At 38.7% G+C, this 22,885-nt stretch carries 23 protein-coding genes; 9 read left to right on the forward strand and 14 right to left on the reverse strand.

Going from position 1 to position 22,885, the window contains the following annotated elements; all coding sequences use genetic code 11:
* Positions 1 to 52 precede the first annotated feature (52 nt).
* Positions 53 to 1,471, forward strand: a complete 1,419-nt coding sequence (locus DAHG_RS13205) for a spore germination protein (protein WP_022938825.1) — start codon at positions 53 to 55, stop codon at positions 1,469 to 1,471.
* On the opposite strand, the gene DAHG_RS13210 is transcribed toward DAHG_RS13205, so the two are convergent.
* The 9 genes from DAHG_RS13210 to DAHG_RS13250 form a co-directional block, all read right to left on the reverse strand.
* Positions 1,472 to 2,692: a cytochrome c biogenesis protein/redoxin gene (locus DAHG_RS13210; protein ID WP_022938826.1), complete on the reverse strand. Its 1,221-nt coding sequence runs from the start codon at positions 2,690 to 2,692 to the stop codon at positions 1,472 to 1,474. It abuts the gene before it with no gap.
* A 101-nt stretch (positions 2,693 to 2,793) separates the two neighbouring features.
* Positions 2,794 to 3,306, reverse strand: a complete 513-nt coding sequence (locus tag DAHG_RS13215; RefSeq protein WP_022938827.1) for a hypothetical protein — start codon at positions 3,304 to 3,306, stop codon at positions 2,794 to 2,796.
* A gap of 368 nt (positions 3,307 to 3,674) precedes the next feature.
* On the reverse strand, positions 3,675 to 4,247 hold the full coding sequence (locus DAHG_RS19645) for a YitT family protein (protein WP_161650541.1): 573 nt from the start codon (positions 4,245 to 4,247) through the stop codon (positions 3,675 to 3,677).
* Positions 4,238 to 5,053, reverse strand: a complete 816-nt coding sequence (locus tag DAHG_RS13225) for a Cof-type HAD-IIB family hydrolase (protein ID WP_022938829.1) — start codon at positions 5,051 to 5,053, stop codon at positions 4,238 to 4,240. Before DAHG_RS13225 ends, DAHG_RS19645 begins: the two co-directional genes overlap by 10 nt.
* A gap of 48 nt (positions 5,054 to 5,101) precedes the next feature.
* Positions 5,102 to 6,553: a family 1 glycosylhydrolase gene (locus DAHG_RS13230; protein WP_022938830.1), complete on the reverse strand. Its 1,452-nt coding sequence runs from the start codon at positions 6,551 to 6,553 to the stop codon at positions 5,102 to 5,104.
* Complete coding sequence (locus tag DAHG_RS13235; protein WP_022938831.1) at positions 6,554 to 6,892, reverse strand: PTS lactose/cellobiose transporter subunit IIA; 339 nt, start codon at positions 6,890 to 6,892, stop codon at positions 6,554 to 6,556.
* Positions 6,889 to 8,202, reverse strand: coding sequence for a PTS sugar transporter subunit IIC (locus DAHG_RS13240; protein WP_022938832.1), 1,314 nt, complete (start codon positions 8,200 to 8,202; stop codon positions 6,889 to 6,891). The genes DAHG_RS13235 and DAHG_RS13240 overlap by 4 nt, the downstream gene beginning before the upstream one ends.
* Before the next feature lie 26 nt (positions 8,203 to 8,228).
* Complete coding sequence (locus tag DAHG_RS13245) at positions 8,229 to 8,525, reverse strand: PTS sugar transporter subunit IIB (protein WP_022938833.1); 297 nt, start codon at positions 8,523 to 8,525, stop codon at positions 8,229 to 8,231.
* A gap of 99 nt (positions 8,526 to 8,624) precedes the next feature.
* Complete coding sequence (locus DAHG_RS13250) at positions 8,625 to 9,254, reverse strand: YczE/YyaS/YitT family protein (RefSeq protein WP_022938834.1); 630 nt, start codon at positions 9,252 to 9,254, stop codon at positions 8,625 to 8,627.
* A 195-nt stretch (positions 9,255 to 9,449) separates the two neighbouring features.
* Here DAHG_RS13250 and DAHG_RS13255 point away from each other — a divergent pair, with 195 nt between their 5' ends.
* The 3 genes from DAHG_RS13255 (at position 9,450) to DAHG_RS13265 (ending at position 12,423) form a co-directional block, all read left to right on the forward strand.
* On the forward strand, positions 9,450 to 11,348 hold the full coding sequence (locus DAHG_RS13255) for a BglG family transcription antiterminator (RefSeq protein WP_022938835.1): 1,899 nt from the start codon (positions 9,450 to 9,452) through the stop codon (positions 11,346 to 11,348).
* Between the two features lie 142 nt (positions 11,349 to 11,490).
* A complete protein-coding gene (locus tag DAHG_RS13260; protein WP_022938836.1) occupies positions 11,491 to 11,931 on the forward strand; it encodes a hypothetical protein in 441 nt (146 codons plus the stop codon).
* Positions 11,932 to 11,982: 51 nt separating this feature from the next.
* Positions 11,983 to 12,423 (forward strand): hypothetical protein, encoded by a 441-nt coding sequence (locus tag DAHG_RS13265; RefSeq protein WP_022938837.1) that lies wholly within the window; start codon positions 11,983 to 11,985, stop codon positions 12,421 to 12,423.
* An 86-nt stretch (positions 12,424 to 12,509) separates the two neighbouring features.
* Here the strand turns inward: DAHG_RS13265 and DAHG_RS13270 are convergent, their stop codons facing one another.
* From DAHG_RS13270 to thrC, 4 genes are read right to left on the reverse strand one after another with little or no spacing between them, the layout of a single operon-like run.
* Complete coding sequence (locus tag DAHG_RS13270; RefSeq protein WP_022938838.1) at positions 12,510 to 13,163, reverse strand: HAD family hydrolase; 654 nt, start codon at positions 13,161 to 13,163, stop codon at positions 12,510 to 12,512.
* A complete protein-coding gene (locus DAHG_RS13275) occupies positions 13,138 to 13,575 on the reverse strand; it encodes an ACT domain-containing protein (RefSeq protein ID WP_022938839.1) in 438 nt (145 codons plus the stop codon). Before DAHG_RS13275 ends, DAHG_RS13270 begins: the two co-directional genes overlap by 26 nt.
* Positions 13,576 to 13,577: 2 nt before the next feature.
* Positions 13,578 to 14,459, reverse strand: coding sequence for a homoserine kinase (thrB, locus tag DAHG_RS13280; protein ID WP_022938840.1), 882 nt, complete (start codon positions 14,457 to 14,459; stop codon positions 13,578 to 13,580).
* The gene (gene thrC, locus DAHG_RS13285) at positions 14,453 to 15,946 is read right to left on the reverse strand and encodes a threonine synthase (RefSeq protein WP_022938841.1); all 1,494 of its coding nucleotides are present in this window, start codon (positions 15,944 to 15,946) and stop codon (positions 14,453 to 14,455) included. The genes thrB and thrC overlap by 7 nt, the downstream gene beginning before the upstream one ends.
* A 128-nt stretch (positions 15,947 to 16,074) precedes the next feature.
* Here thrC and DAHG_RS13290 point away from each other — a divergent pair, with 128 nt between their 5' ends.
* The 4 genes from DAHG_RS13290 (at position 16,075) to DAHG_RS13305 (ending at position 20,108) form a co-directional block, all read left to right on the forward strand.
* On the forward strand, positions 16,075 to 17,235 hold the full coding sequence (locus tag DAHG_RS13290; RefSeq protein ID WP_022938842.1) for a homoserine dehydrogenase: 1,161 nt from the start codon (positions 16,075 to 16,077) through the stop codon (positions 17,233 to 17,235).
* A gap of 20 nt (positions 17,236 to 17,255) precedes the next feature.
* Positions 17,256 to 18,578: an aspartate kinase gene (locus DAHG_RS13295; RefSeq protein ID WP_022938843.1), complete on the forward strand. Its 1,323-nt coding sequence runs from the start codon at positions 17,256 to 17,258 to the stop codon at positions 18,576 to 18,578.
* A 16-nt stretch (positions 18,579 to 18,594) separates the two neighbouring features.
* On the forward strand, positions 18,595 to 19,599 hold the full coding sequence (locus tag DAHG_RS13300) for an aspartate-semialdehyde dehydrogenase (protein ID WP_022938844.1): 1,005 nt from the start codon (positions 18,595 to 18,597) through the stop codon (positions 19,597 to 19,599).
* A 149-nt stretch (positions 19,600 to 19,748) separates the two neighbouring features.
* The gene (locus DAHG_RS13305; RefSeq protein WP_022938845.1) at positions 19,749 to 20,108 is read left to right on the forward strand and encodes a hypothetical protein; all 360 of its coding nucleotides are present in this window, start codon (positions 19,749 to 19,751) and stop codon (positions 20,106 to 20,108) included.
* 65 nt (positions 20,109 to 20,173) lie between these two features.
* On the opposite strand, the gene DAHG_RS13310 is transcribed toward DAHG_RS13305, so the two are convergent.
* Positions 20,174 to 21,487 (reverse strand): RNA-binding domain-containing protein, encoded by a 1,314-nt coding sequence (locus DAHG_RS13310; protein ID WP_022938846.1) that lies wholly within the window; start codon positions 21,485 to 21,487, stop codon positions 20,174 to 20,176.
* A gap of 265 nt (positions 21,488 to 21,752) precedes the next feature.
* Between DAHG_RS13310 and DAHG_RS13315 the strand changes: the two genes are divergently transcribed.
* Positions 21,753 to 22,805 (forward strand): alpha/beta hydrolase, encoded by a 1,053-nt coding sequence (locus DAHG_RS13315; protein ID WP_022938847.1) that lies wholly within the window; start codon positions 21,753 to 21,755, stop codon positions 22,803 to 22,805.
* Positions 22,806 to 22,885 lie beyond the last annotated feature (80 nt).

Raw genomic sequence — 22,885 nt, forward strand, 5'->3', positions numbered from 1 at the left:
CTTATGTTTAAAAGTTCATGTTTAGCCGATAATAAATGCATGGAGGAATACTATGTCGGTTAAACAATTATGTAATAACTATCAAGAAAATCTAAACCTGATGCAGCGAGCGCTGCGTGTTTCGGCCAGCTTTGATATCGTTTCCCGCAAAATTCAGATTGGCAGCAAATCAGCCTGTCTCTTTTTCATTGATGGCTTTGCGAAGGATGAAATTTTAGAAAAAATCATGGAATTTGTCATGAAGCTTAAACCTGAGGATTTACCGCCGCAGCTCATAGCCTTTGAACAGCAGTTCATCCCCTATGTGGAAGTAACGCTTGAAAAAGAAATTGAAGCTATCGTAACACAGGTTTTATCCGGTACGATCATGCTGCTATTGGAGGGTTATGATCAGGCCATTGCCATTGATGCCAGAACTTATCCAAACCGCTCTATCAGCGAACCAGAGGATGAGCGTGTCCTGCGCGGCAGCCGCGATGGCTTCGTGGAAACATTAGTATTTAATACCGCCTTGCTGAGAAGGCGTATCCGTGATCCGCATTTAACGATGAAAATTATGCAGATCGGACAAAAATCACATACCGATGTGGTAATGTGCTACCTTTCAGATAAGGCTGATCCCGCAATGGTTTCAATGATTGAAAAGAAGCTGAAAGCCGTAGAAATCCCCTCACTGACACTGTCACAGGAAAGTCTTGCGGAATGTCTGATTAAAAAACACTGGTGGAACCCTTTCCCACGGTTCCGATACACTGAAAGACCGGATGCAGCCAGTGCCAATATCATGGAGGGCAAAGTTATTTTAATTGTGGATAACACCCCGGCAGTGATGATCCTGCCCACTTCCTTCTTTGATTTCATACAGGATACCAACGATTATTACTTCCCGCCATTAGTTGGTTCCTATTTAAGAATCGTACGGATGGTTGTGTTTCTGCTGACTTTGTTTCTTACCCCGCTTTGGTATCTGGCAGTAAAAAATCCAACCCTATTTCCGGATTGGATCAGTTTTGTGCAGATTGAGGAAATGAACTCCGTTCCTATTATTCTTCAATTGCTGATTGTGGAATTTATCATAGACGCCATTAAGCTTGCTTCGCTGAATACCCCCAGTGCTTTGAATGGTTCTTTCAGTGTTGTCGGAGCATTGATCCTTGGTGACTTTGCGGTTAAGGCGCACTGGTTTGTGCCGGAAGTCCTGCTTTATATGGCCTTCGTATCCATCGCGAATTTCACACAGCCAAGCTATGAATTAGGCTATACCTTTAAGCTGTTCCGGCTGTTGTTTTTGATTCTCATCGCTTTCCTTGATGTTTGGGGATTGCTTTTAGGAATCATTTTGATGCTGATCATTATCGCTAAGACAGATACGATTACAGAAACGAGTTATCTCTATCCGCTTTATCCATTTAATAAACAAAAATTCTGTCAATTATTTCTTCGCCAGCCAATTGACAAAAGCAACAGCTAATTAACGCCGTTCACCGCTTAAGGTCATATCAATGATTTCTTCCATCATTGATTGATCCAGCGCCCCCTTTACATAACCAAAGACATTCGAATCACGATCAATCATAAAAGTTGTCGGGAAAGAATTAATGCCATACAGATAACCAGCCAGTCCTTCACTGTCAAAAGCTGCTCTGAATGTATAGCCATTCTCTTCCATATAGGCACGGATACCGTCTTCATCCTTTTCACGCGTATCATATCCGACTATGGTTAAGATTACGACATCTTCACTGTCTTTATATTTTTCAGAAAGACTTTGAATATGCGGCAGTTCTCCCTGGCATGGCGGACACCATGTACCCCAGAAATTAAGGAAAACCACTTTTCCTTTAAAATCGCTGATTTTTAATGTTTCACCAGCTAGATCCGTTAATTCAAAATCAGGAGCCGGGATGATTTCTTCTTTCGGATCAGCATCACCGCCAGTATTGCCAGCATTCTGATTGCCGCTGATTGAAGGGGCATTAAAGTTTGTATTTACGGTTTTCATCTGACCGCTGATCATCAAGGCACCCATAATGATTAAGAGTACCGCGCCAATTTTTACTGTGATGTTCATGAACTTTTTAAACTTCGCGAAATAACGCAAAACCTGATTAGTAAAAATACCAGCCAATAAGAATGGCAGTGTCAAACCAAGCGCATAGGTAAGCACTAAAAGATTACTGATCAACAGGCTGCTTGAATTAGATGCCAGAATCAGAATTGAAGATAAGGCTGGCCCGATGCACGGTGTCCATGCAAAGCTGAAGGTAAAGCCCATGATAAAGGCTACTGAAAAGCTCATTGCCTTACCGTTTGGGTTAAAATTCAGTGACAGATTGCGCTGCAATGCCGGCAGTTTAAATACTCCCAATTGATGAAGTCCAAGCAGCAAGATGACTGCACCGCCCAGAATCGTGAATACTTGCTGATATTTCGTAAAGAAAGAAGCCAGTACGGTAATTGATATATTCATTAAGAATAAAGCTAAGAAGATGCCAAGAATAAAAGCTATTGTGAAAAGCAGCACCCGAAAGGTGCTTTTTTTATTACTTTCCTCAGCATTTGCCGTACCACTTAGATATCCGATATATAAAGGCAGAAGAGGCAGTACACAGGGTGAAAAGAAAGATAACAGTCCTTCTGCGAAAACCATGATAAAATTAACACTTTTTAGTATTGTATTCGCGTCAATCATAAATCACACTCCATTTCTTATCCATTCTAACATCTATTATTAAAAACTACAAAGCATATAATCCTAGCAGATGCAAAATGATATGTGATTTATCAACAGCTCTATTCCTCAACAGGGCTGCCCTTAATATCAATCAGAACAGCGGGTGAAACCGATGCTTCATATAAATCATATAAGCTTATTTGACTATCATATTTCACTGTATATGCAGCATTTTGGGTATCAGCAGTTTCAATAAGGATGGTTTTTGAAGATACATCGATAAAACTCAAGCTCAGCAGCAGCTCATCGTCAGCGTAAAACTCATAGCTACTTGAGCCGCCAGGTCCCCATTCACCGTCATCCGCCTTGCTTTTAATGCTCATAGATTTCAAAACATCAATAAACTGCTTAACTTCTTTTGGCTCAGTAAATATTTTCTTTTCATCATAATCAGGGTCCCTGCCTAGTATAAAGCCTTCAACACGGTCAATGCGATCCAGTTCAAGCAGCTCATCATAGACAGAAGGATAATATGTTTCATCAAGTCCGCTTGCAGATTGCCCGCTATGATTAACACAGCCAACTGCGAAAACAAGAATGAGTGCTGACAGCATGAATTTTTTAAGTTTCATGATTAACCTCCTTCGAATTATTAGAATTAATGTGCAAGCTAGTAACGTGAGCCAATTTCTCAACTGCGCGATTTTCTTTTTGATACCATCAAGGCATCAAGTGGTACCAAGTTAATTATGTAAACCTCTTCGCTGACAGGGTGTTACCCCTTGCTTTAATCGATATATGCAAGGGAAGAGATTGAAAGATAGATACACGTAGTAGATATTTTCTTCATATTTATTTTATCAAATTTTATACCTTATGAGAAGCAAAAGCAGGACTATTATCACTCTGATCTCAGCGCCTACAAATTATAAAAGCACACTCACGGATACAAAAATGAGTGTGCAGATTACAAAATATTTAATATATCGCTAAACTATGCCTATGGACGCTGCAAAGCAAAGTTGAGCGCCTTACTGCATGCGGCCACAGAAACTAAGCCGATAAGTACAGGCAGCCATCCGTATACTATTAAACCGCCAAAAACAATAAAGGAATCACAGATAAATACCAATACAGACACCGGCAGATTAAAATATTTATGCAGAATCAAAGGCGGTACGTCCATTCCCCCGCTGCTGCCGCCAGAACGCATGATTAAGCCAATACCAAAGCCGGTTAAAAGACCGCCGATAATGCTTGCGGCCAACTGCGGCAAAACAGGCAATGAAATAAACGCAATGAGTTGCAGGAAGAGTGGATACAACAGCGTACTGGCAGCAGTTTTGACTGCAAACTCACGTCCTAAAAATAATACCCCCAATAAAAAACAAGCTATTATCAGGATATTAATGACCATCATAGGTTCAAGATTAAAAACCTTTTCCAGTATAACCGCAATGCCATTCACGCCGCCGCCGATCACATGTGATGGCAGCAAGAACCAGCTGCTGGCCATCGCAAGCAGCAAATTGCCAACAGCCAGTAGCAAAATATGCCTGCGATTTACAAACATAAATTTGCCGCCAGCCATTTTCCAACACCATCTTCCTCACATGCTTCACATACTGCTTTAGCGAGTCCTAGAATATAAGGATGGGCATTTTTTACAGCCACAGTATTAGGAAAACATTCAAACAAAGAGGCATCATTCATGCTGTCACCAAAAATAATTACCTCCTCTTTGCGAAGCTTTAAGCGTTCTAAGATAAAATCTAAAGCAGTCCCTTTATTCGCGTCCTTATGGGTTATTTCTAAATTTCCTCTGACACTGGAAGTCAAAAGCAAATCAGAATTTGCCTTGAGCGCTGATTGACACTGATACAGCTTCGTCTCATCCAAGCTCATAAGCTCCATCTTCAAAATAGTAAATTCATTAAGTTCTGACGCTGTAATTACAGGCAGCAGCTCAACATCAGCTGGCTGTCCCATATTTCTGGAAATGACCGCTTCCATATCTTGCTGCAAAGAGATACTATTTTCATAAGCAAAGCTTCCCTTGTCTGTGAAAAGCTGAATAGTCAAATCAAAATCCTTAATGATTTTGATGCAAGCCCTGCTCTGCGGACTGCTTATCGGCAGCGAAAATAAAATATTGCCCGCATCATCACGTGCCTGAGCCCCATTTATTTCAATTGCCGGGCATTTTATCCCATAGGGTTCAAAGATACATTGAATATTTGCATAATCACGGCCGCTGGCAGGTATAAAGCAAATTCCCCGCTGCTTAATTTTTTTAATTGCCTCTATATTTTTTATCGATAAACTAAAATCACTGCGCAGTAAGGTACCATCTAAATCAGATACAATTAGTTTAATCATCAATACCTCCCAAAAAGGGGATATGCATGATGCACATCCGCCTTATTTTTATAATTCTTCACCATTGCTGGCAATCACACGCTGATACCAATAAAAGCTATCCTTCTTCATTCTTTTTTTGCTTCCCTGTCCATAATCATCCTGATCAACATAAATAAAGCCATAACGTTTACTCATCTCAGAGGATGAACAGCTGACGATATCGATAGGTCCCCATGGATAATAACCGATAACCTCTACACCGTCTTTAATTGCTTCCTTCATTTGTTCCACATGCTGACGCAGATAGGAAATTCTTTTTTCATCATGAATCTTTCCATCTTCACTGATTGTATCGAAAGTTCCATAACCATTTTCAGCAATAATAATTGGTTTCTGATAACGATCATAATAAGTATTCAGCACCGTGCGCAAACCGAGCGGATCAATCCCCCAGCCCCATTCACTCGCATCAATATGCGGGTTCATCAGTGCGCCGTCATCATTAATATCATCAATGTTTGTACTTTCTGCTGACGCGCAGATTGTATAATAATAAGAGATTGCCAAGAAATCCGCGGTGTTTTCACGCAATACCTGCTCATCTTCTGGACGGATGTCAATATTCAAATGATGATCGTTGAAAAAGCGAATCATATACCCCGGGTATGTACCTCTCAGCAACAAATCACTAAAGAAATACTCACGCTGATTTCTCAGCATATTCGCTAATACATCTTCCGGTTTACAAGTCAGCGGTTCACTCAAGCCATCATATACCATCATGCCCAGCTGGAAATCCGGATTGATTTCATGACCTATTTTTGTTGCTATCGCACAAGCTGTACATTCATTATGAATACCCTGATATTTAGCTTCCAACAGATTCTCTACCCGATCAGCCGGTATACCCAGATGATTAAAAGACTCATGATGAATTAGATTAATCTGATTAACAAGAATCCAATATTTCACCTTATCCTTATACCTTCTGAAACAAGTCTCGCAATATTTCACAAAGAAATCGATTGTTTTACGATTATACCAGCCATTATATTCAACTGCCAGATGAAGCGGCATTTCATAATGAGAAAGGGTAATTAACGGTTCCATGCCATTTTTAATAATTTCATCAATCAAATCCTCATAAAACTGTAAACCTTCCTCATTCGGCATTTCATCATCACCATTTGGATAGATACGTGCCCAATTGATAGAAGTTCTGAAAGTTTTCATGCCGGTTTCCGCAAGCAGCTTTAAATCCTCTTTATAAGTGTGATAGAAATCAATACCATAACGTTTAGGATAATAACCATTCTGATCCTGCAATGCAAACTCAATGTCTTTAATTGTTGTTTCCTTATTTGATTTCTTTTTCAAATCACCTTTATCCTGTACTTTAAGAATATCTGCTACACACCAGCCTTTACCGCCTTCCAGAAAAGCGCCTTCTGCCTGATTAGCGGCAATTGCGCCGCCCCATAAAAAATCTTTAGGGAAACCTTGTGCTGCCTGTTTCATTTAGCCCTCCTGTTTTTCTGCTTTTAAAGCTGTAATTTCTTTTTTCATTTCAATTTGTTCACTAATTAATTCCTTTGCCAGAATCGCTGTCATTAAATGATCCTGAGCATGAACCATAATGAAGCTCAATTCTACTTCACAGGTACCAGAGGTTTCCTGTGATAAGATTTGAAACTGCACCTGATGAGCATCATTCAATAATTCTTCTGCCTTTTCAAGCAAAGCTGCAGCGGCTTCAAAGTCACCTTCCTTGGCTTTATCTAATGCCTCAAAAGAATAACTGCGAGCCTCACCCGCCTTCGCAATTAATGCAAATGCTGTTTCACTGGATTTGGTCATACATTCACCTCTTCTTCAATTTGTGCTTCTTCAACTTCTTCCTGAAGCTTTGTTTTTTCGTACATCTTTACAAATGGATAATAAATAAAAGCATCAACAACAATAAGTGCTAAGACAAAGACAGCCGCTTTCCAATCAAGGGTGGAAATCATCGCACCAATTGGTGCAGGTGCTGTCCATGGCGCGTTTATAACTGCCATTTTAATAATACCAGAAGCGGTCAGCAGCCAGCCTAAGATTGTATTTACCGTCGGAACAATCATGAATGGGATAATCATAATCGGATTTAAGAAAATCGGCAAACCGAAAATTAATGGTTCATTAATATTAAATAGAGACGGAATAATTGCGATACGTCCTACCTCTTTCATTTGCTTTGATTTACTGCGTAATAACAGGAATGCCAATGCCAGTGTTGCACCGCCGCCTAACGCTGTATAGAATGACCAGAACGGACCGGTATAGATATGTGTTGGTGCTAAGCCCTGTGCATATAATTCCGCATTCGCTGTCGCGTTGATCAGCTCTAATGGGTCAAGAATCGGGCCTACAACCGTCGTAGGATGTACACCAAAACCAAACAATAAATTCTCAAAAGCAGTTAATGTACTAACCATGAATAGATTATCAACACTTGCCTTTACGTTTTCAAACATGCTGAAGAATAAATCAGGAATCAACTGACCGGTCGTTAGCTGACAAATCAGTGATACGCCATAAAGTACGATCATCGCTAAACCAAATGGGAATAAGGCTGCGAAAGAGTTCGCTACGACTGGCGGTACACCTTTTGGCATATGGATCGTCCAGCCACGGTTCTCAACGAATTTCATAATTTCTACACTCAATAAGGCAACAATGATTGAAAGCAAAATCCCCTTACTTTCAAAAGCACTGGTTAAGATAGCACCGTCTGTTACCGGTGAACAAACAAGAATATAAATAGCTACTGAACTGAGTGAATAGTTAATGGCTTTTTTATCATAGCTCTTGGCAAGTGAATAAGCTGCCGCAAAGCAGATAAAGAGTGACATGATACCCATTGTCGCATTAAATGGCGCCAATAAATATGCAGAATTTGCATTTGCCCAGTGATACCAGCCTAAAAGTAAATTATCAAGAATGCCGATACCGGTTAAATTATCCGGTGAAACCGGCGGACATGCCAGAATCAGAAAGATACTGCCGATGATTGTAAGCGGAATTGCTGAAACGATGCCATCACGCATAGCAAGCAGATGACGTTGTGATCCAAAGAAATTGGCTAAAGGCATTAATTTTTCTTCTAACCAATCAAAGAATTTTTGCATAATACTACCCCTTTCGCAAAATTATTTTATAATTTTCTAACTGCATCCATGATTTTCTTGCCATTGCATGTGCCATATGCACTAGGATCAATGTCAGCAATCTTGATTTCATAAGGCGCTGCCAGTTTCTCAAGCATCTTCTTCTGATAACGAATCTGCGGTGCGACTAGAATCGCATCATATTTGCCGATGCAATCCTTCACTTCCTGTACTGATTTTGCTTCAATAAACCAATCTTTTTCATCCTCATGTAAATTTTCTTTCATTGCTTCAACGACAATTGTTGTGGATGCTCCACATGCGCAAACTAATAAAATGTTCATAATGTTGTTCTCCTTTTGACTAATGTCCCTTGCACTATCGTTATACCATTGTCCATTAAACATGTCATCCTATCAAATGTCCACAGCATTGTGGACAACTTACGGAAATCTATAAAGCAGACTTTGATGCAGCTCTTTTGCATGCTGGTGGAAATATTGAATCAATGGGCCATAGATGAATACACTCAGCAGTGTCCCTAAACCAATGGGACCTGACACAAGAAAAGCCAATATGAAGCCGCTGCCCTCACAGAGGGTCATTGCTGTACGGATATTTGTCTGAAACTTATCTCTTAAAGCAACCATAAAATAATCAATGGGACAAGGTGCAAAATCACCTACTAAATACGTTCCGCAGCCAATACTGATAATTATTACACCTACTAAAAATAGTGTCAGCTTGCCAATCCAAGGCGAAATAGATACACCATTCATCAGCCAGACAAAGAAATCCACAAAACCGCTCATCACAAATGAAGTAATCATACAGGATAACTTTGGACGCTCATGCCGAAGCCATCCGCCTAACAGAATTAAAAGCAGCGAGGTAACATTCATCCAAGTACCTATCGATAAATGAAAATGTTCATACAGACCTACACTTACCGCATCCCATGCACTGACACCAAAATCAGCAACAATCGTCACCGCGATTCCAAATGCAAATAACATCAACCCAATAACAAAGAACATTATGCGGAAGAACAACTTATGACTTTTGGTTTTCACATTCACCCCTCTCTTTCCAACCGCACTTTAGTTATAAAAGATTTCACAGCAAATGTCGTTCATGCCTTTGACCATATGTTTGTGGACAAAACGGCTTAATTAAAAAGTTCCACATTGCTGTGGACAATTTCATTCTGTTCATCACATTCGTTTTCACTTATACTAAATATGGGTGAGAATAAGACAGGTGATACAATGAATAAAAATCAGAAAATCATTATGAAAGAACTACTAGCCAGTGATGTTCCGCTTACCAGTGAACATTTGGCGCTGACATGCGGCGTATCAAGCAAATCGATTCGCCGCTATCTTGCTGATCTTAAAGATCAGTGTGAACAGCATGGAGCTACAATCATTATGAAACCGGGGTTAGGAAATTTAATTCGTATCGATGATGAAGAGAAATTTCATACTTTTCTCGAAAAAGAACGCAGTTCACAGAAAATACCAAATTCTCCTGAAGAACGCCTGGACTATCTCTTAAACTTATTACTCTATAACAGCGATTATGTTAAGGTTTCCGACATCGCTGATGATTTATTCATTTCTACCTCACGGTTGAGTATTGATTTAAAAAATCTGCGCTCATTGCTTGATAATTATCATTTGAAAATAGTAAATAAGCCTAATTATGGTATCAAAATTCAAGGGAATGAACGTGACCGGCGAATCTGCATGGCTGAGTATTACATGAAGAAAAGGAATGATGATACAACCAGCAATCCTAATGATGCTTATCAGGTGATGATTAATAATGTCATTACTAAAGTTCTTGTTCAGAAAAACATTCATATGTCAGACATTGCTTTGCAAAGCCTTGCCATTCATTTACTGATTGCGGTAGAACGAATAAAAACAAGCAATATCATACAATTAACAAGTGAAACGCAGCAAAAAATGGAGGCTAAAGGGGAATACTCAATTGCTCTTGCGTTAAAAGACGCCATTGAACATACATTTGGCATTACCTTGCCGATTTCAGAAATTTGTTATCTGACCCAGCATCTCATTGGCAAAAAGCATTTTGAAAGCGATACAAATGAGTTTGATGTGGAAGTAAATGAGGAAGTAACAATACTTGTAAACGTAATTCTGCGCTCTATTTTTGATCAGACACGAATGGATTTTTATAATGATATTGATTTGAAAATGAATTTGATGCTGCACATGATTCCTTTTTTAGAACGGGTACGCAATCAGATGATGGTACATAATCCGATTATCAATGATATAAAAGAAAAATACAGCTTTGCTTATGAACTTGCTTCAATTGGGCTAAGCGCTGTCTGCGAGCGATTGAAGGTTAAAATCACTGAGGATGAGATTAGTTTCTTTGCGCTGCATTTTATTCTTGCGTTGGAACGTAAGCGTGAAGAAGTTGCCCCCAGTAATATTCTTATCGTTTGCAGTACCGGCAGAGCGACTTCACAATTATTGGCTTATCAGATTCAAAAGAAATTTGGTGACCGTATTAATGTAATTAGAATCATTGAAGCACATCGATTGGATCAAATGAATCTTGAAAGCTTTGATTTTATCTTCTCAACCGTGCCGATTCATAAAGAATATCCATTACCTATCCGTCAAATTAACAATTTATTGGAAGAAAAAGATTTTAATTTAATTGAGAGCTGCTTGAAAGCAGGAACAGCTAAACTGCATATCCGTGATTTAATGGATGAAAAGCTATTTTTTACGGATATCGATGCCCAAAATAAAGAAGAAGCTTTGCAGATTCTGATTCAAAAGGTTTCTGATCATGTCAGCATCCCAGATAATTTTTATCAATTAGTCTTAGAACGTGAGGAGTTTGCCTCTACTGAGCTTAACAACTTAGTGGCTATTCCGCATCCCAATTGCGCGGTTACTAATTCTACATTTATCGCAACAGGCATCTTAAAGAAGCCAATTATATGGAATTCTAAATCTGTCCAGATTATTTTTCTAATCGCGATTATGCCGAATAATAAGCAGGATCTGCGTGATTTCTATGAAGGTGTCGTTGATTTTGTGACAAAAGAGAAAAATACGACAGAATTATTGCATAAGCAAACATATGATAATTTGATGAATTTATTAGAACATACTAAATGATAGAAGGACTGTAAGAATCAGCAATTGATCTTATCAGTCCTCTTTTCAATTTATGATTAATAACTTCTCAAGAACGAATCAGCAAGCATGGACATTATGATAATTATTCGCTATAATGCAGATAAAAGAGGGGGAAATCAGTATGAAAAGGAAAGTGGGATACGCATTATGCGGTTTAATTGCGGTTCTTTTATCGCTGTTTCTTATATATGATAATTTTATTGCTTTTAAACCGGTAATCATTTTCCAGCGTTTTCGGGTGAATATAGAGGAAAATTATAATTTTGAAGCAGCAAATTTGATAATGGCTTACGACGAGCAGCGGCCAGTGCCGGCAACATTTGCGGAAAATGAAATTAATTATCTTGAGTGGAGCAATGATATTTTTGATGACCTTTATTATAATTACATGACGCCAACGGATGTGAAATTATCTGCCGCAATCAATCAGGGCAAAGTGACTTTCACATATCAGGGATATGTAACCACAAAACAAGGGGAAACGATGGATTATTTTGAAGAAGCCACTTTTGATTTTATCAAAGTACCGGAAATGAAGAATTTTGATAAAGTTTACGATTAAAAGGACTAATGAACTTAGTTTATTTCTGTATATTGAGGGGGGAGATTTAATATGAAGAGGAAACTCGGTTTTTCACTGTGCGGATTGATCATAGTGTTTTTTCTTGTAGTTCTTGCCTATAATATATTCAATTCTTTTAAACCTGAAATAACCTTTCAGCGCTTTCGAATGGATATAGAAGAGAATTATAATTTTGATGTATCCCGTATGATGATGTCTTATAATGAACAATGGCCGTTACCCGCTTCATTTATGGACAATCTAAACGCTTATGTTGACTGGGATCATGAGATTTTTGATGAACTTTATTATGATTGTATGGCGCCAACGGATGTGAAATTGTCTGCCGTAATCGATAACAGCAAAGTGACTTTCACATATCAGGGATATATAACTACAAAGCAAGGGGAAACGATGGATTATTTTGAAGAAGCTACTTTTGATTTCCATGTCCATCCTGAACTGAAGAACTTTGATGATGTCATTGAGTAAATTATTGATATTTTAATTCTTATAATAAGCTAAGCAAAAGGACTGAAACAGTATGTAAATATGCTGCCTTCAGTCCTTATTTATTTTTATACAATCAGATTCATGATTTCACATAAGCCGTCAATTACAACATCACTTTCACTTTGATCAATTTTAAATCTTGGATGTTTTTTGGCCGCCACAACACAGCCCGCACGTTTTGCCGCTTTAATACCTGCCGCAGAATCTTCAAGTGCTAAACATTTCTGCGCATCAACATCTAATTCTTTAAGTGCCAGCTGGTAAACCGCCGGATCAGGCTTACCCTTAGATACCATTTCCATGCTGATTACAGCATCAAAATAGTTCAAAATACCATTTTCATCTAAAGCTTTACGAAGCCTTTGCGTGTTGCTGTTAGAAGCACAGCCAATCTTTAAACCTTTAGCTTTTAAAACCGGCAGTACCTTAAGGATATCAGTATCAAATATTTGTTTATAGTCAATTAATTCATAATGACACTGTGCATAGTATGCCTTTGCCAGCTCATCACTATTTTTTAAATCAGGATAACACAGCTTTAAAGCTTGCGGGAAGGCAAAACCAATCATGCTTGCCAATTCATCATCAGTGGGAATGATACCATTCTCTTTAAGAAATGCTTCTTTCTTTTGCAGATAAACAGATTCAGTGTCAAACAGTACGCCGTCGCAGTCAAAGATAACGGCTTGCAGATTATTCAATGGAAACAAGCTTGGCATTGCTCACCCCATGGATTGCGGCTAAAGCGGCGATGATTTCTTCAATCGAGGCAGCGATATCCGAGATATCTAAAGATAATACGACACTTGCCTTGCGATTGATTGGCAGACTCTGAGTAATCGTCAAAATATTTGCATTCATGTTTGACAACTGATTCAGCACTTCTGATAAAATTCCCTTTTCATGATTCAGCATCAGTGAAATTACAGCTTTTCGGCCGCTTGTATTTTCCCCGGGCGCAAAAATATAATCCTTATATTTATAATAAGTGCTGCGTGAAATACCTACCTGTTTAACAGCTTCACTGATTCCTTTAACCCTGCCCTCATTGATCATATTTCTTGCTTCCACAACCTTCTCGTAATAATCTGGCAGAATCTCTTTATTAACAATTAAAAAATTTTCCAGCATACTTAGATTTCCTCACTTTCAACACCTTTTAGATCTGCTTTTAAATCAATAGCCTGCCATAAATGCCGGCATTGCTTTAGATCCTCCGCAAGCCGCTTTGAAAAATCCGCATGTTTTGATAATGCGATGCACGTAGGTCCTGATCCACTGATGAAAAAAGCAGCCGCTCCATGTTTCAGACAGATTTGACGAATTTTATCATATTCATGAATCAGCTGTGAGCGATAGGGTTGATGCAGACGGTCATTAAGTGCAATAGTCAGTAATTCTTCATCCCATGTCTCAAGCGCGCGGCATAGGACAGCTGTTCGGGAAACATTATATACCGCATCTTTGAAATCAACCTGTGCTGGCAAAATTTTCCGTGCTTCATGCGTTGATGTCTGAAAATTTGGAATCAGCACACAGAAACAAGCTTGCTCATTTATTGGATAACGAACGCTGTATGGTTTATCTGCTTCCACCAAAGAAGCTGTAAGTCCCCCATAAATGGCCGGTGCCACATTATCAGGATGCCCTTCAATCTGATTGCAGATATCCAATATTTCACCCTTATCAAGAGTATTGCCATGCAAAACATTGGCCGCCATACTGCCTGCCACAAGCAATGCCGCACTGCTGCCAAGACCACGGCTGATTGGTATATCGGAATGAAAGCGGATATGCAGACCTTTACGCTGCATATTTAATCTTTTCATCGTTAAATCATAAGCCGCAACCATCAGATTTTCTTCATTCTGATAAGCCGGTTCACAGCCATCAATCAACAAGCCCGCGTCTGTTTCTTCAAAGTCAATCACTGCATATAAACTTAACGCGCAGCCTAGAGAATCAAAACCCGGTCCGATATTGGCTGTCGTAGCCGGCACTTTAATTCTTACCATTGCTTTTCACCCAATTTCTTTTCCACAAAGGATTGAATTGCTTCTTTCGCTAAATGATTTTCATGACGAATCGGCAGTTCGTTAAGCTTTGCCAGGTTTAAAGGAATTGCCACACCACATAAATCAGCCAGTTTTTGCATTAATGAAAATTCATCGGCTTCCTGTTTGCCAGTAAGTGCTTCATAGACACTGCCGACAAATTTATAAGGTGAAGCTGTTGATAAGACAACAGTTTTCTGATTATTAATCTGCTGATTCGCAAACTTCATCGCAGCCGCATAAGCAACCGCAGTATGAGTATCTAACACATAATGATTCGCTTCATAGCACTGCTTGATGATTTCCTTTGTCTTAGCATTATCCGCACAGTCAGCCCAAAACTCACTCTGTAACTTTTCAAGCAGCTCTTTGCCGATTGAATAGCTGCCTTTTTCTTGTAATTCATTCATCCATAATCTTACCTGCTCATTGTCATACCCGCACAGCATGTATAGATAACGTTCCAAATTACTTGAAATTAAGATATCCATTGATGGTGACAATGTCTTTTTAAATGCACGATTACGATCGTAGATTCCAGTATTCATAAAATCAGTAAGAATATTATTTTCATTAGAAGCACAGATAAATTTAGCGACCGGCAAGCCCATCTGCTTAGCAAGATAACCAGCCAGTATGTTACCAAAATTTCCTGTCGGCACCGCAAAATTAACCGCTTCATAAAGTTTAATTTCACCGCGTTTTACTAAATCTGCATAGGCTTTAAAATAATAAACAACCTGCGGCATTAAACGGCCTACATTAATTGAGTTTGCACTTGAGAATTGCTGATGATTCTGTTTCATTCTCGCAGCCAATTCATGATTGGTAAAAATCTGTTTAACACTGCTTTGCGCGTCATCAAAATTACCCTTAATTGAAGCCACGCATACATTATTACCGGTTTGTGTCTCCATCTGGCGCTTCTGCACCGCGCTAACTCCCTCTTCCGGATAAAAAACCATGATTTTTGTATTCTTGACATCCTTAAATCCCGCTAAAGCCGCTTTCCCAGTATCACCGCTGGTCGCTGTCAGAATAATGATTTCATCATCAACACCATGTTTTTCAAGCGCAGTAGTCACCAAATGCGGCAGAATCGATAAGGCCACATCTTTAAAAGCGGAAGTAGGGCCATGAAACAGCTCCAAAAGATGAACATCACCCACTTTTACTAATGGAGTAATATCATCCGCTGAAAATTTACCCTCATATGCCGCATGCACACAATGATGTATCTCCTCAGCTGTATAATCATCTAATAGCTTCCCTAAAATCAGTTCCGCCAATTGATAATAATCTAAATCCAGAATTGAATTCAAATCGATTTTTAACTCACTCAAATCACGAAGCATATATAAGCCGCCGTCTTCAGCAAGTCCATTTAGGATTGCTAAAGAAGCAGACGCCTGACATTTTTTATCCCTTGTACTCTCAAAAATCCTCATAATTGACCCTCCGTACTTTCAACTTGCAATTAACATAGCACTATGATACAATGTTTTCAGTTTAAATACAAGTGTTTTTATTTTAAAGACATAGCGCGTTAAATGTATGTCTGTGAGGGAGGATAAGCATGAAAATAGGTTTACTGGGCTGCGGTACGGTTGGCAGCGGAGTTGTAGAAATTATAGAAAAATTAAAAGGATCGCTTGAAATTCAGCGCATTTTAGTCAAATCGCCAGAAGACTGCAAAGATGCACGTTATACATGTAACTATGCTGATTTAGTAAATGATCCTGAAATAGATATTATTGTTGAAGTAATGGGCGGTCTGCATCCGGCTCGCGAATATATTTTAGAAGCTTTGACCAAAGGCAAACACGTTGTATCCGCAAATAAAGCTGTAATTGCGGCTAATTTTAAAGAATTTGTTGAGACTGCAAAGGCTCATCATTGTTATTTTTTAATTGAAGCAAGTACCGGCGGCGGTATTCCTTGGATTAAGAACCTCCAGCGTTATGCCAGAATTGATGATATTTTTGAAATCACCGGCATATTTAACGGCACAACTAACTATATTCTGGATCAAATGCATAAGTCCGGAGCTGATTTTGACGCAGTGTTAAAAGAAGCGCAGAAGCTAGGCTATGCGGAATATGATCCAAGCGCGGATATCGATGGCATCGATGTTCAAAATAAAGCCATTATTTCTGCAGGCATCGCACACAACACCTATGTATATAAGGAAGAGGTGCCGGTTTTTGGCATTCGTGATCTGACCTGTACAGACATTGATTATTTTCACCGCAAAAAGAAGGTCTGCAAGCTCTTAGCGGTCATTCGCTGCCTTAATGATGAATTGGCAGTATATGTAGAGCCGACACTCTTAAATGAAAATTCTCTGGAAGCAAATGTTCCTGACAATTTTAATATTTGTTCATTAAGCGGTGTTACCATTGGTGATTTGAAATTTTATGGACAGGGTGCGGGCAAACTGCCAACAGCGAATGCAGTGGTTCAGGATCTTCTTGATATCGCATCTGATGAAGCTAAAGACTATGAAATTGTACTTGATAAGACACTCAAAGTTAATAATGAAAATGAAACTCACGCTTATTATGTGCATACCGATAAAGCTTGTGAAACCTTACAGGAAATCAGCCGCGCCTATGAATCAAATGCTGATGGTGTTTTCTATGAAACAGGTAAGCTGTCTGTCGCAAAGATGCATGAGCTGTCAAAGCAGTTAAGGCAGCAGGGATATAAGCTTTTCTTTGCCGGTATCCGCGAATAAGAAAGTCTGAGGGGAAAATCATGATTAAAGTATCAAAATTTGGCGGCAGCAGTGTTGCCGATGCAATGCAGTTTGAAAAAGTGAAGCGAATCATTGAGAGTGATCCGTCTCGGCAGTTTGTCGTTGTTTCAGCTACTGGCAAACGATTTAAAGACGATAACAAAGTCACAGATTTATTATATTTATGCCATGCGCATTTGAAATATGGGGTTTCTTACGAGAATATCTTTTCGCTGATTGAAGAGCGTTATTATGCGATTCAAAAGGATCTGAAGCTGAAAACTGATTTACAGAAGGAATTTGCGGAAATCCGCTCAAAAATGAATCGTGATATGAGTATTGATTATCTTGTATCGAGAGGCGAATATCTGACTGGTCTTTTAATGGCCGAGTATCTTGGTTTTGACTTTGCCGATGCTGCTTCCTTTATTATTTTTAATTATGATGGATCGATTAATTTTGAAAAGACACAAAGCGCTCTTGAAAAGATTTTGGAGGAACATACACGTTTAGTTGTTCCGGGTTTCTATGGCGTATTGCCAAACGGCATGGTTAAAGTAATGTCTAGGGGCGGATCAGATATTACCGGTGCTATCCTAGCGAACGCGATCAATGCTGATGTTTATGAAAATTGGACAGATGTATCCGGGATTCTGGTAGCTGATCCAAGAATCATTGAGAACCCTCGGCGTATTGAAAGCATAACTTATAATGAATTGCGTGAATTATCTTATATGGGAGCGAATGTCCTTCATGAAGAGGCTATCTTCCCTGTAAAAGAAAAAAATATTCCTATCAACATCAGAAACACGAATGAACCGGATAACCCTGGAACGATGATCATGGAAGACTGCAGTGCTTTAGATAAGAAAAACCCGCCGCATTTTATTACCGGAATTTCTGGTCGCAAGAATTTCACTGCATTTACGATCAATCGCTCGCATATGTCCAATGAGATTGGCATTGTGCGCCGTGTGCTGCAGGTATTTGAGAATTATAAAATCAGTATTGAAAATATCCCATCAGGCATTGATTCCTTTTCGGTCGTTGTTGCCAGTGAAAAGGTAGAGAATTGTATCTATGATTTGATAGCTGATATTAAAGAGAGTGTAAATCCCGATTCAATAAAAACTTATGAAAATCTATCACTGATTGCCATTGTTGGCCGCGGCATGGTCTATCGGCCTGGTATCAGCGGCAAGGTCTTTGGTGAACTGGGTAAACATGATATTAATATTCGTACGATCAATCAGGGTTCCGATGAAATCAATATTGTGGTCGGTGTTGAGAATAAGGATTTTGAAAAGACGATTCGCGTAATGTATGAACGCTTCATCGGCTAGAGGAGAAATGTGAACTATGAAAACTTATAATGTTGCGATATTGGGATCAACGGGTGCGGTTGGTCAAGAGATGATAAAAGTGCTGGAAGAGCGGAATTTTCCCGTTAAAGAATTAAGGCCGCTGGCCAGTCAGCGCAGTGTTGGAAAGAAAATATTATTTAAAGGAAAGGAAATCGATGTGCAGCTTGCATGTCCTGAAGCTTTTATGGGAATGGATATCGTGCTGAGTGCTGTCGATAATCAATGGGCGAAGGAATTTGCGCCGGCGATCATAAAGGCTGGTGCTGTAATGATTGATAATTCCAGTGCTTTCAGAATGGCTGAGGATGTTCCTTTAGTTGTACCTGAAATCAACCCTGAGGATGCAGCACTGCATAAAGGCATCATTGCTAATCCAAACTGTTCAACAATCATCGCTTTGACAGCAGTAAACGCATTGAATAAAATATCTCCGATCAAAAAAATGATCGTTTCAACTTATCAGGCCGTTTCGGGGGCCGGTGTGGCAGGAATTCAAGAGCTGAATCAGCAAGTAATGGCTTTAGGCCATGGGAAGCCAGCTGAGGTTAACACATTTCCTTACCAAATCGCTTATAATTTAATTCCGCAAATTGGTGATTTCAATGAGTTCGGTTATACCAGTGAAGAAATGAAGATGCAGAATGAAGGCCGTAAAATCATGCATTTGCCTGATCTTAGGGTTAATTGCACTTGTGTACGAGTTCCGATAATGCGTTCGCATAGTATTTCTATCGCCTTGGAGTGCGAAGCGCCAATCAGTGTTGAACAAGCAAAAGCCGTAATCGCTAAGGCAAAAGGTTGTGTTTTAAAAGATGATCCAACTAATCGTGTATATCCGATGCCGCTTGATACAAGTGATCAAGATCTTGTTTTTGTTGGCCGCATTCGTGAGGATATCGCGAGTGATCATGGTGGTTTGTCACTATGGTGCTGCGGTGATCAGGTGCGCAAGGGAGCGGCAACAAATGCTGTGCAAATTGCCGAGATATTAATTAAATAGAATAACTATAAAGATGGCGGGTGAAATACCTGCCATTTTCACTTTTTGCGCGTTATTTAATTTCTATTAAAGCAAAAATATTTCGCAGCTTTGGGAAAAAGGTACATAGTATGTTATAATGTTTTCCAATTACAGGGTAGGAGGCATACATGAATAATACAACTGAAGAATACACAGCAGCGATTCAGATAATTACTTCAACGATAGCCAATTGTGAGAAGGCACAGCTGAAATTTAAGGCTGGCACCTCACAGCATTCATTATTGAAGAATCGTCTTAAGGCTTTAATAATTGCCAAGTCATTATTAACTGATGACGATACGTGCAAGTATCAGGATGATGAGATAAGACAAGCACTGCCGCCAATCCTATCTATTATCAGTAAATGTGAAAAGGCGCAGCAAAAGTATGAAGAAGGAAGTGTACAATACAGAAGGTATGTACCGTTGCTGCATGCGATGAAGCTTTCACTATCGCTGATTGAGGAACAGCTTAAACACACAGGATAAACAAAAAACGATTTCTGAAGCTATTGATTAACACAATAGATACTGAAATCGTTTTATTTTGAGATCTAATTGCCATGTGACTGATTTAAAACATATTTAATATTTTTACCTTTCCCTTGTAGTGAAAGAGCATTTTTATCTTTCATGCTTCTAAGTAATCTTGAAGCCGTTGAACTGCTGACATCTAATTGACATTCAACATCAGCCCTTGTAACAAATCCTTTTTCTTTCGCAATATTAAATACTATCTTCTCATTCTTGTCTATGAAATCGATGTTCGAAGTTGGCGTATTAACATTTTTATTAGGAAGAATTATTTTAAAAGCATGACTTGTACTTTCTATTTTTGGCTTATCTGCACAATTCGAATAAGCATTCATTATTTTTTTAATGCCTGTACCATACGCTTCAATCAATTGCAGTCGATAAAATATATTAGCCAGATTTTGATTTCGACAGACAGATAAACCTAACATCACATCATCAAGCGTAATACCAGGTAAAAGCCCCCCAGCCGAAACAAATTCAATACGATCTTTATAAATACTGATTAAGGTACTAGCCCGCAAAGCATAATCACGATGTATAACTGAATTTAGAAGTGCTTCTCTTACTGCTACTTCTGGATAATCTCTTGAATCAATGCGCAGCAGTTTATCAAACGTTGAGTAAGTTTGATTGTGTAAATCAATATAATTATATACATCATTTAGCTGCTGCACTAACGAACCGGTGAATTCTTTACGATCTTTAAAAACATTCTGGTCTGACCCTTCAAATACAGCGATTTTAATTGTGTGTACGCACTGTTCAGACAACAGTAATCCAAGATTTGTATAGATACCATCTGCATTTATTATCTTTAATGTCTGTATCTGCCGCAAGCCAAAAGCCAGTTCACGTTGTTTGAATTCTTTTGAAGTTGCCTCAAAAGTCAGACTTTGTTCTAAAGAACGTTTTTCCTCATAGCTATCACCATCTGTTTCTTTTATCATTTGCCTAATTGCAGTATCTGTAGCAGGCACTGATGAAGTGCCTTGACGAACATAAACACCCTCAGGTCTTAATCCCTTTTTTGTGTAATAATACGGACGATTGGTTCCTCGCTGAATATTTACCGAAATAATTTTTTTATCATCTTGTTCGAGTATATCATAACGCATAAACATCGTAATATCTGGCTTGATAGTATCTCTAACCATATTGCTGATTTGCAGCATTGTTTCATCAATATTACTCACACCATAAATTGAGCCATCATTATTGACTCCGATATATAGTGTCCCACCCTCCGAATTAGCGAAGGCAATGATTTCCTTTCTTATATCTTCGACGACTTCACGTTTAAGCTCTACATTATAACTTTCTTGGAAATTCATAAATAAGCCTCCTCTTTTTCGTCATTATCATATCACATCTCGTCATTCTAATCAATATTTGACGAGAATATGATGAGAATATGATATGATAAAAAGAAAATAAGTCAGCAACTCTCACAACTGTTGATAATTCACTCACTGAATTGCATCATTTCCTTTTAAAACCAGCCATGATATAATGAGAAAAATCGGCATTTATTCAAATGGCCTGATGTATTTATTTAACTGAATAATAACACAGCGATGATGCTGAATGGAGGTTAAAATGATTTTAACAATTGTATTAGGTGGAATTGCTGCCATTTCCATCATTTTTGGAATGATTCGCTTCATTAAAGCGCAGAAATATAAAATACGCACAGCCGCAGGAATTCAAAAAACAGATTATGTTGTACTTGGCGGTATCGAACAATACATCCAGATTCGCGGAGAAGATCGATCAAACCCGATAATCATCATGCTGCATGGCGGGCCGGGGAATGCTATGGCTTTTTATTCTTATTATTGGCAAGCTGAATTAGAAAAGGCATATACGATTATCAACTGGGATCAGCGTGGCTGTGCAAACACTTACTACCGAAATAAAGAGGCTGATAAGCCAACCCTTGAATTACTCTTATCTGATTTAGATGAATTAGTAGATTATGCCTGCCGAGAATTTGGTAAGGATAAAGTAGTAATAATGGGACATTCATGGGGGACATTTTTAGGTGTAGCCTATGTCAGCAAGCATCCTGAAAAAGTTGCCGCATATGTGGGAGTTGGTCAATTTCATGATGTTTGGAAAAGTGAACAGCATGCGGTCGATGAAGCCATTCGTTTAGCAAATTTGGCCGGTAAAAACCAAGATGCAGAAAAGATTAAAAAACAATTGCAGATCGTGCATACAAGCCAAGAAGCAGATTTGCAAGAATTTATGAAATTGCGGCAGTTAACCGGAAAATATTTGCCAAGCGGTGAAAATACACCCTTTGCCGCTGAGCTATTTTCACCCTATTTATCTTTTAATGATTTCAAATGGTTCTTAACTCTTCTATTTAATTTTAAGAAATTCATTCACATTCAAGAAGAGCTCTATAAAACGCTTTTTTCAAAGGAGGAATTGCCGGAACATAACATAACCACATTTGAAGTTCCAGTGCTGATTATTGCAGGCGATTGCGATTGGATAACACCTTATGAAATGGCTCAGGACTATTTTAAACAGATTTCAGCTCCTAAAAAGAAATTCATTCTAATTGAGAAAGCAGGACATATTCCATTTAAACCAGGACATTTTACACAATTGGTAATGAATTCATTGGATGAATTAAAGTAAATTTATAAAACTTATGCATGCAAGAACTCATGGCTATTATGGTTATTCGTGAGTTTTTCTTTGGTTAAGCATAAAAAAAA

The sequence above is a fragment of the Dielma fastidiosa genome (assembly GCF_000313565.1).
GTDB lineage: Bacteria > Bacillota_I > Bacilli_A > Erysipelotrichales > Erysipelotrichaceae > Dielma > Dielma fastidiosa.

Coding starts and splice junctions, on each gene's coding strand:
- DAHG_RS13205 (WP_022938825.1), top strand. CDS start 53: ATGTCGGTTAAACAATTATGTAATAACTATCAAGAAAATCTAAACCTG.
- DAHG_RS13210 (WP_022938826.1), bottom strand. CDS start 2,692: ATGATTGACGCGAATACAATACTAAAAAGTGTTAATTTTATCATGGTT.
- DAHG_RS13215 (WP_022938827.1), bottom strand. CDS start 3,306: ATGAAACTTAAAAAATTCATGCTGTCAGCACTCATTCTTGTTTTCGCA.
- DAHG_RS19645 (WP_161650541.1), bottom strand. CDS start 4,247: ATGTTTGTAAATCGCAGGCATATTTTGCTACTGGCTGTTGGCAATTTG.
- DAHG_RS13225 (WP_022938829.1), bottom strand. CDS start 5,053: ATGATTAAACTAATTGTATCTGATTTAGATGGTACCTTACTGCGCAGT.
- DAHG_RS13230 (WP_022938830.1), bottom strand. CDS start 6,553: ATGAAACAGGCAGCACAAGGTTTCCCTAAAGATTTTTTATGGGGCGGC.
- DAHG_RS13235 (WP_022938831.1), bottom strand. CDS start 6,892: ATGACCAAATCCAGTGAAACAGCATTTGCATTAATTGCGAAGGCGGGT.
- DAHG_RS13240 (WP_022938832.1), bottom strand. CDS start 8,202: ATGCAAAAATTCTTTGATTGGTTAGAAGAAAAATTAATGCCTTTAGCC.
- DAHG_RS13245 (WP_022938833.1), bottom strand. CDS start 8,525: ATGAACATTTTATTAGTTTGCGCATGTGGAGCATCCACAACAATTGTC.
- DAHG_RS13255 (WP_022938835.1), top strand. CDS start 9,450: ATGAATAAAAATCAGAAAATCATTATGAAAGAACTACTAGCCAGTGAT.
- DAHG_RS13260 (WP_022938836.1), top strand. CDS start 11,491: ATGAAAAGGAAAGTGGGATACGCATTATGCGGTTTAATTGCGGTTCTT.
- DAHG_RS13265 (WP_022938837.1), top strand. CDS start 11,983: ATGAAGAGGAAACTCGGTTTTTCACTGTGCGGATTGATCATAGTGTTT.
- DAHG_RS13270 (WP_022938838.1), bottom strand. CDS start 13,163: ATGCCAAGCTTGTTTCCATTGAATAATCTGCAAGCCGTTATCTTTGAC.
- DAHG_RS13275 (WP_022938839.1), bottom strand. CDS start 13,575: ATGCTGGAAAATTTTTTAATTGTTAATAAAGAGATTCTGCCAGATTAT.
- thrB (WP_022938840.1), bottom strand. CDS start 14,459: ATGGTAAGAATTAAAGTGCCGGCTACGACAGCCAATATCGGACCGGGT.
- thrC (WP_022938841.1), bottom strand. CDS start 15,946: ATGAGGATTTTTGAGAGTACAAGGGATAAAAAATGTCAGGCGTCTGCT.
- DAHG_RS13290 (WP_022938842.1), top strand. CDS start 16,075: ATGAAAATAGGTTTACTGGGCTGCGGTACGGTTGGCAGCGGAGTTGTA.
- DAHG_RS13295 (WP_022938843.1), top strand. CDS start 17,256: ATGATTAAAGTATCAAAATTTGGCGGCAGCAGTGTTGCCGATGCAATG.
- DAHG_RS13300 (WP_022938844.1), top strand. CDS start 18,595: ATGAAAACTTATAATGTTGCGATATTGGGATCAACGGGTGCGGTTGGT.
- DAHG_RS13305 (WP_022938845.1), top strand. CDS start 19,749: ATGAATAATACAACTGAAGAATACACAGCAGCGATTCAGATAATTACT.
- DAHG_RS13310 (WP_022938846.1), bottom strand. CDS start 21,487: ATGAATTTCCAAGAAAGTTATAATGTAGAGCTTAAACGTGAAGTCGTC.
- DAHG_RS13315 (WP_022938847.1), top strand. CDS start 21,753: ATGATTTTAACAATTGTATTAGGTGGAATTGCTGCCATTTCCATCATT.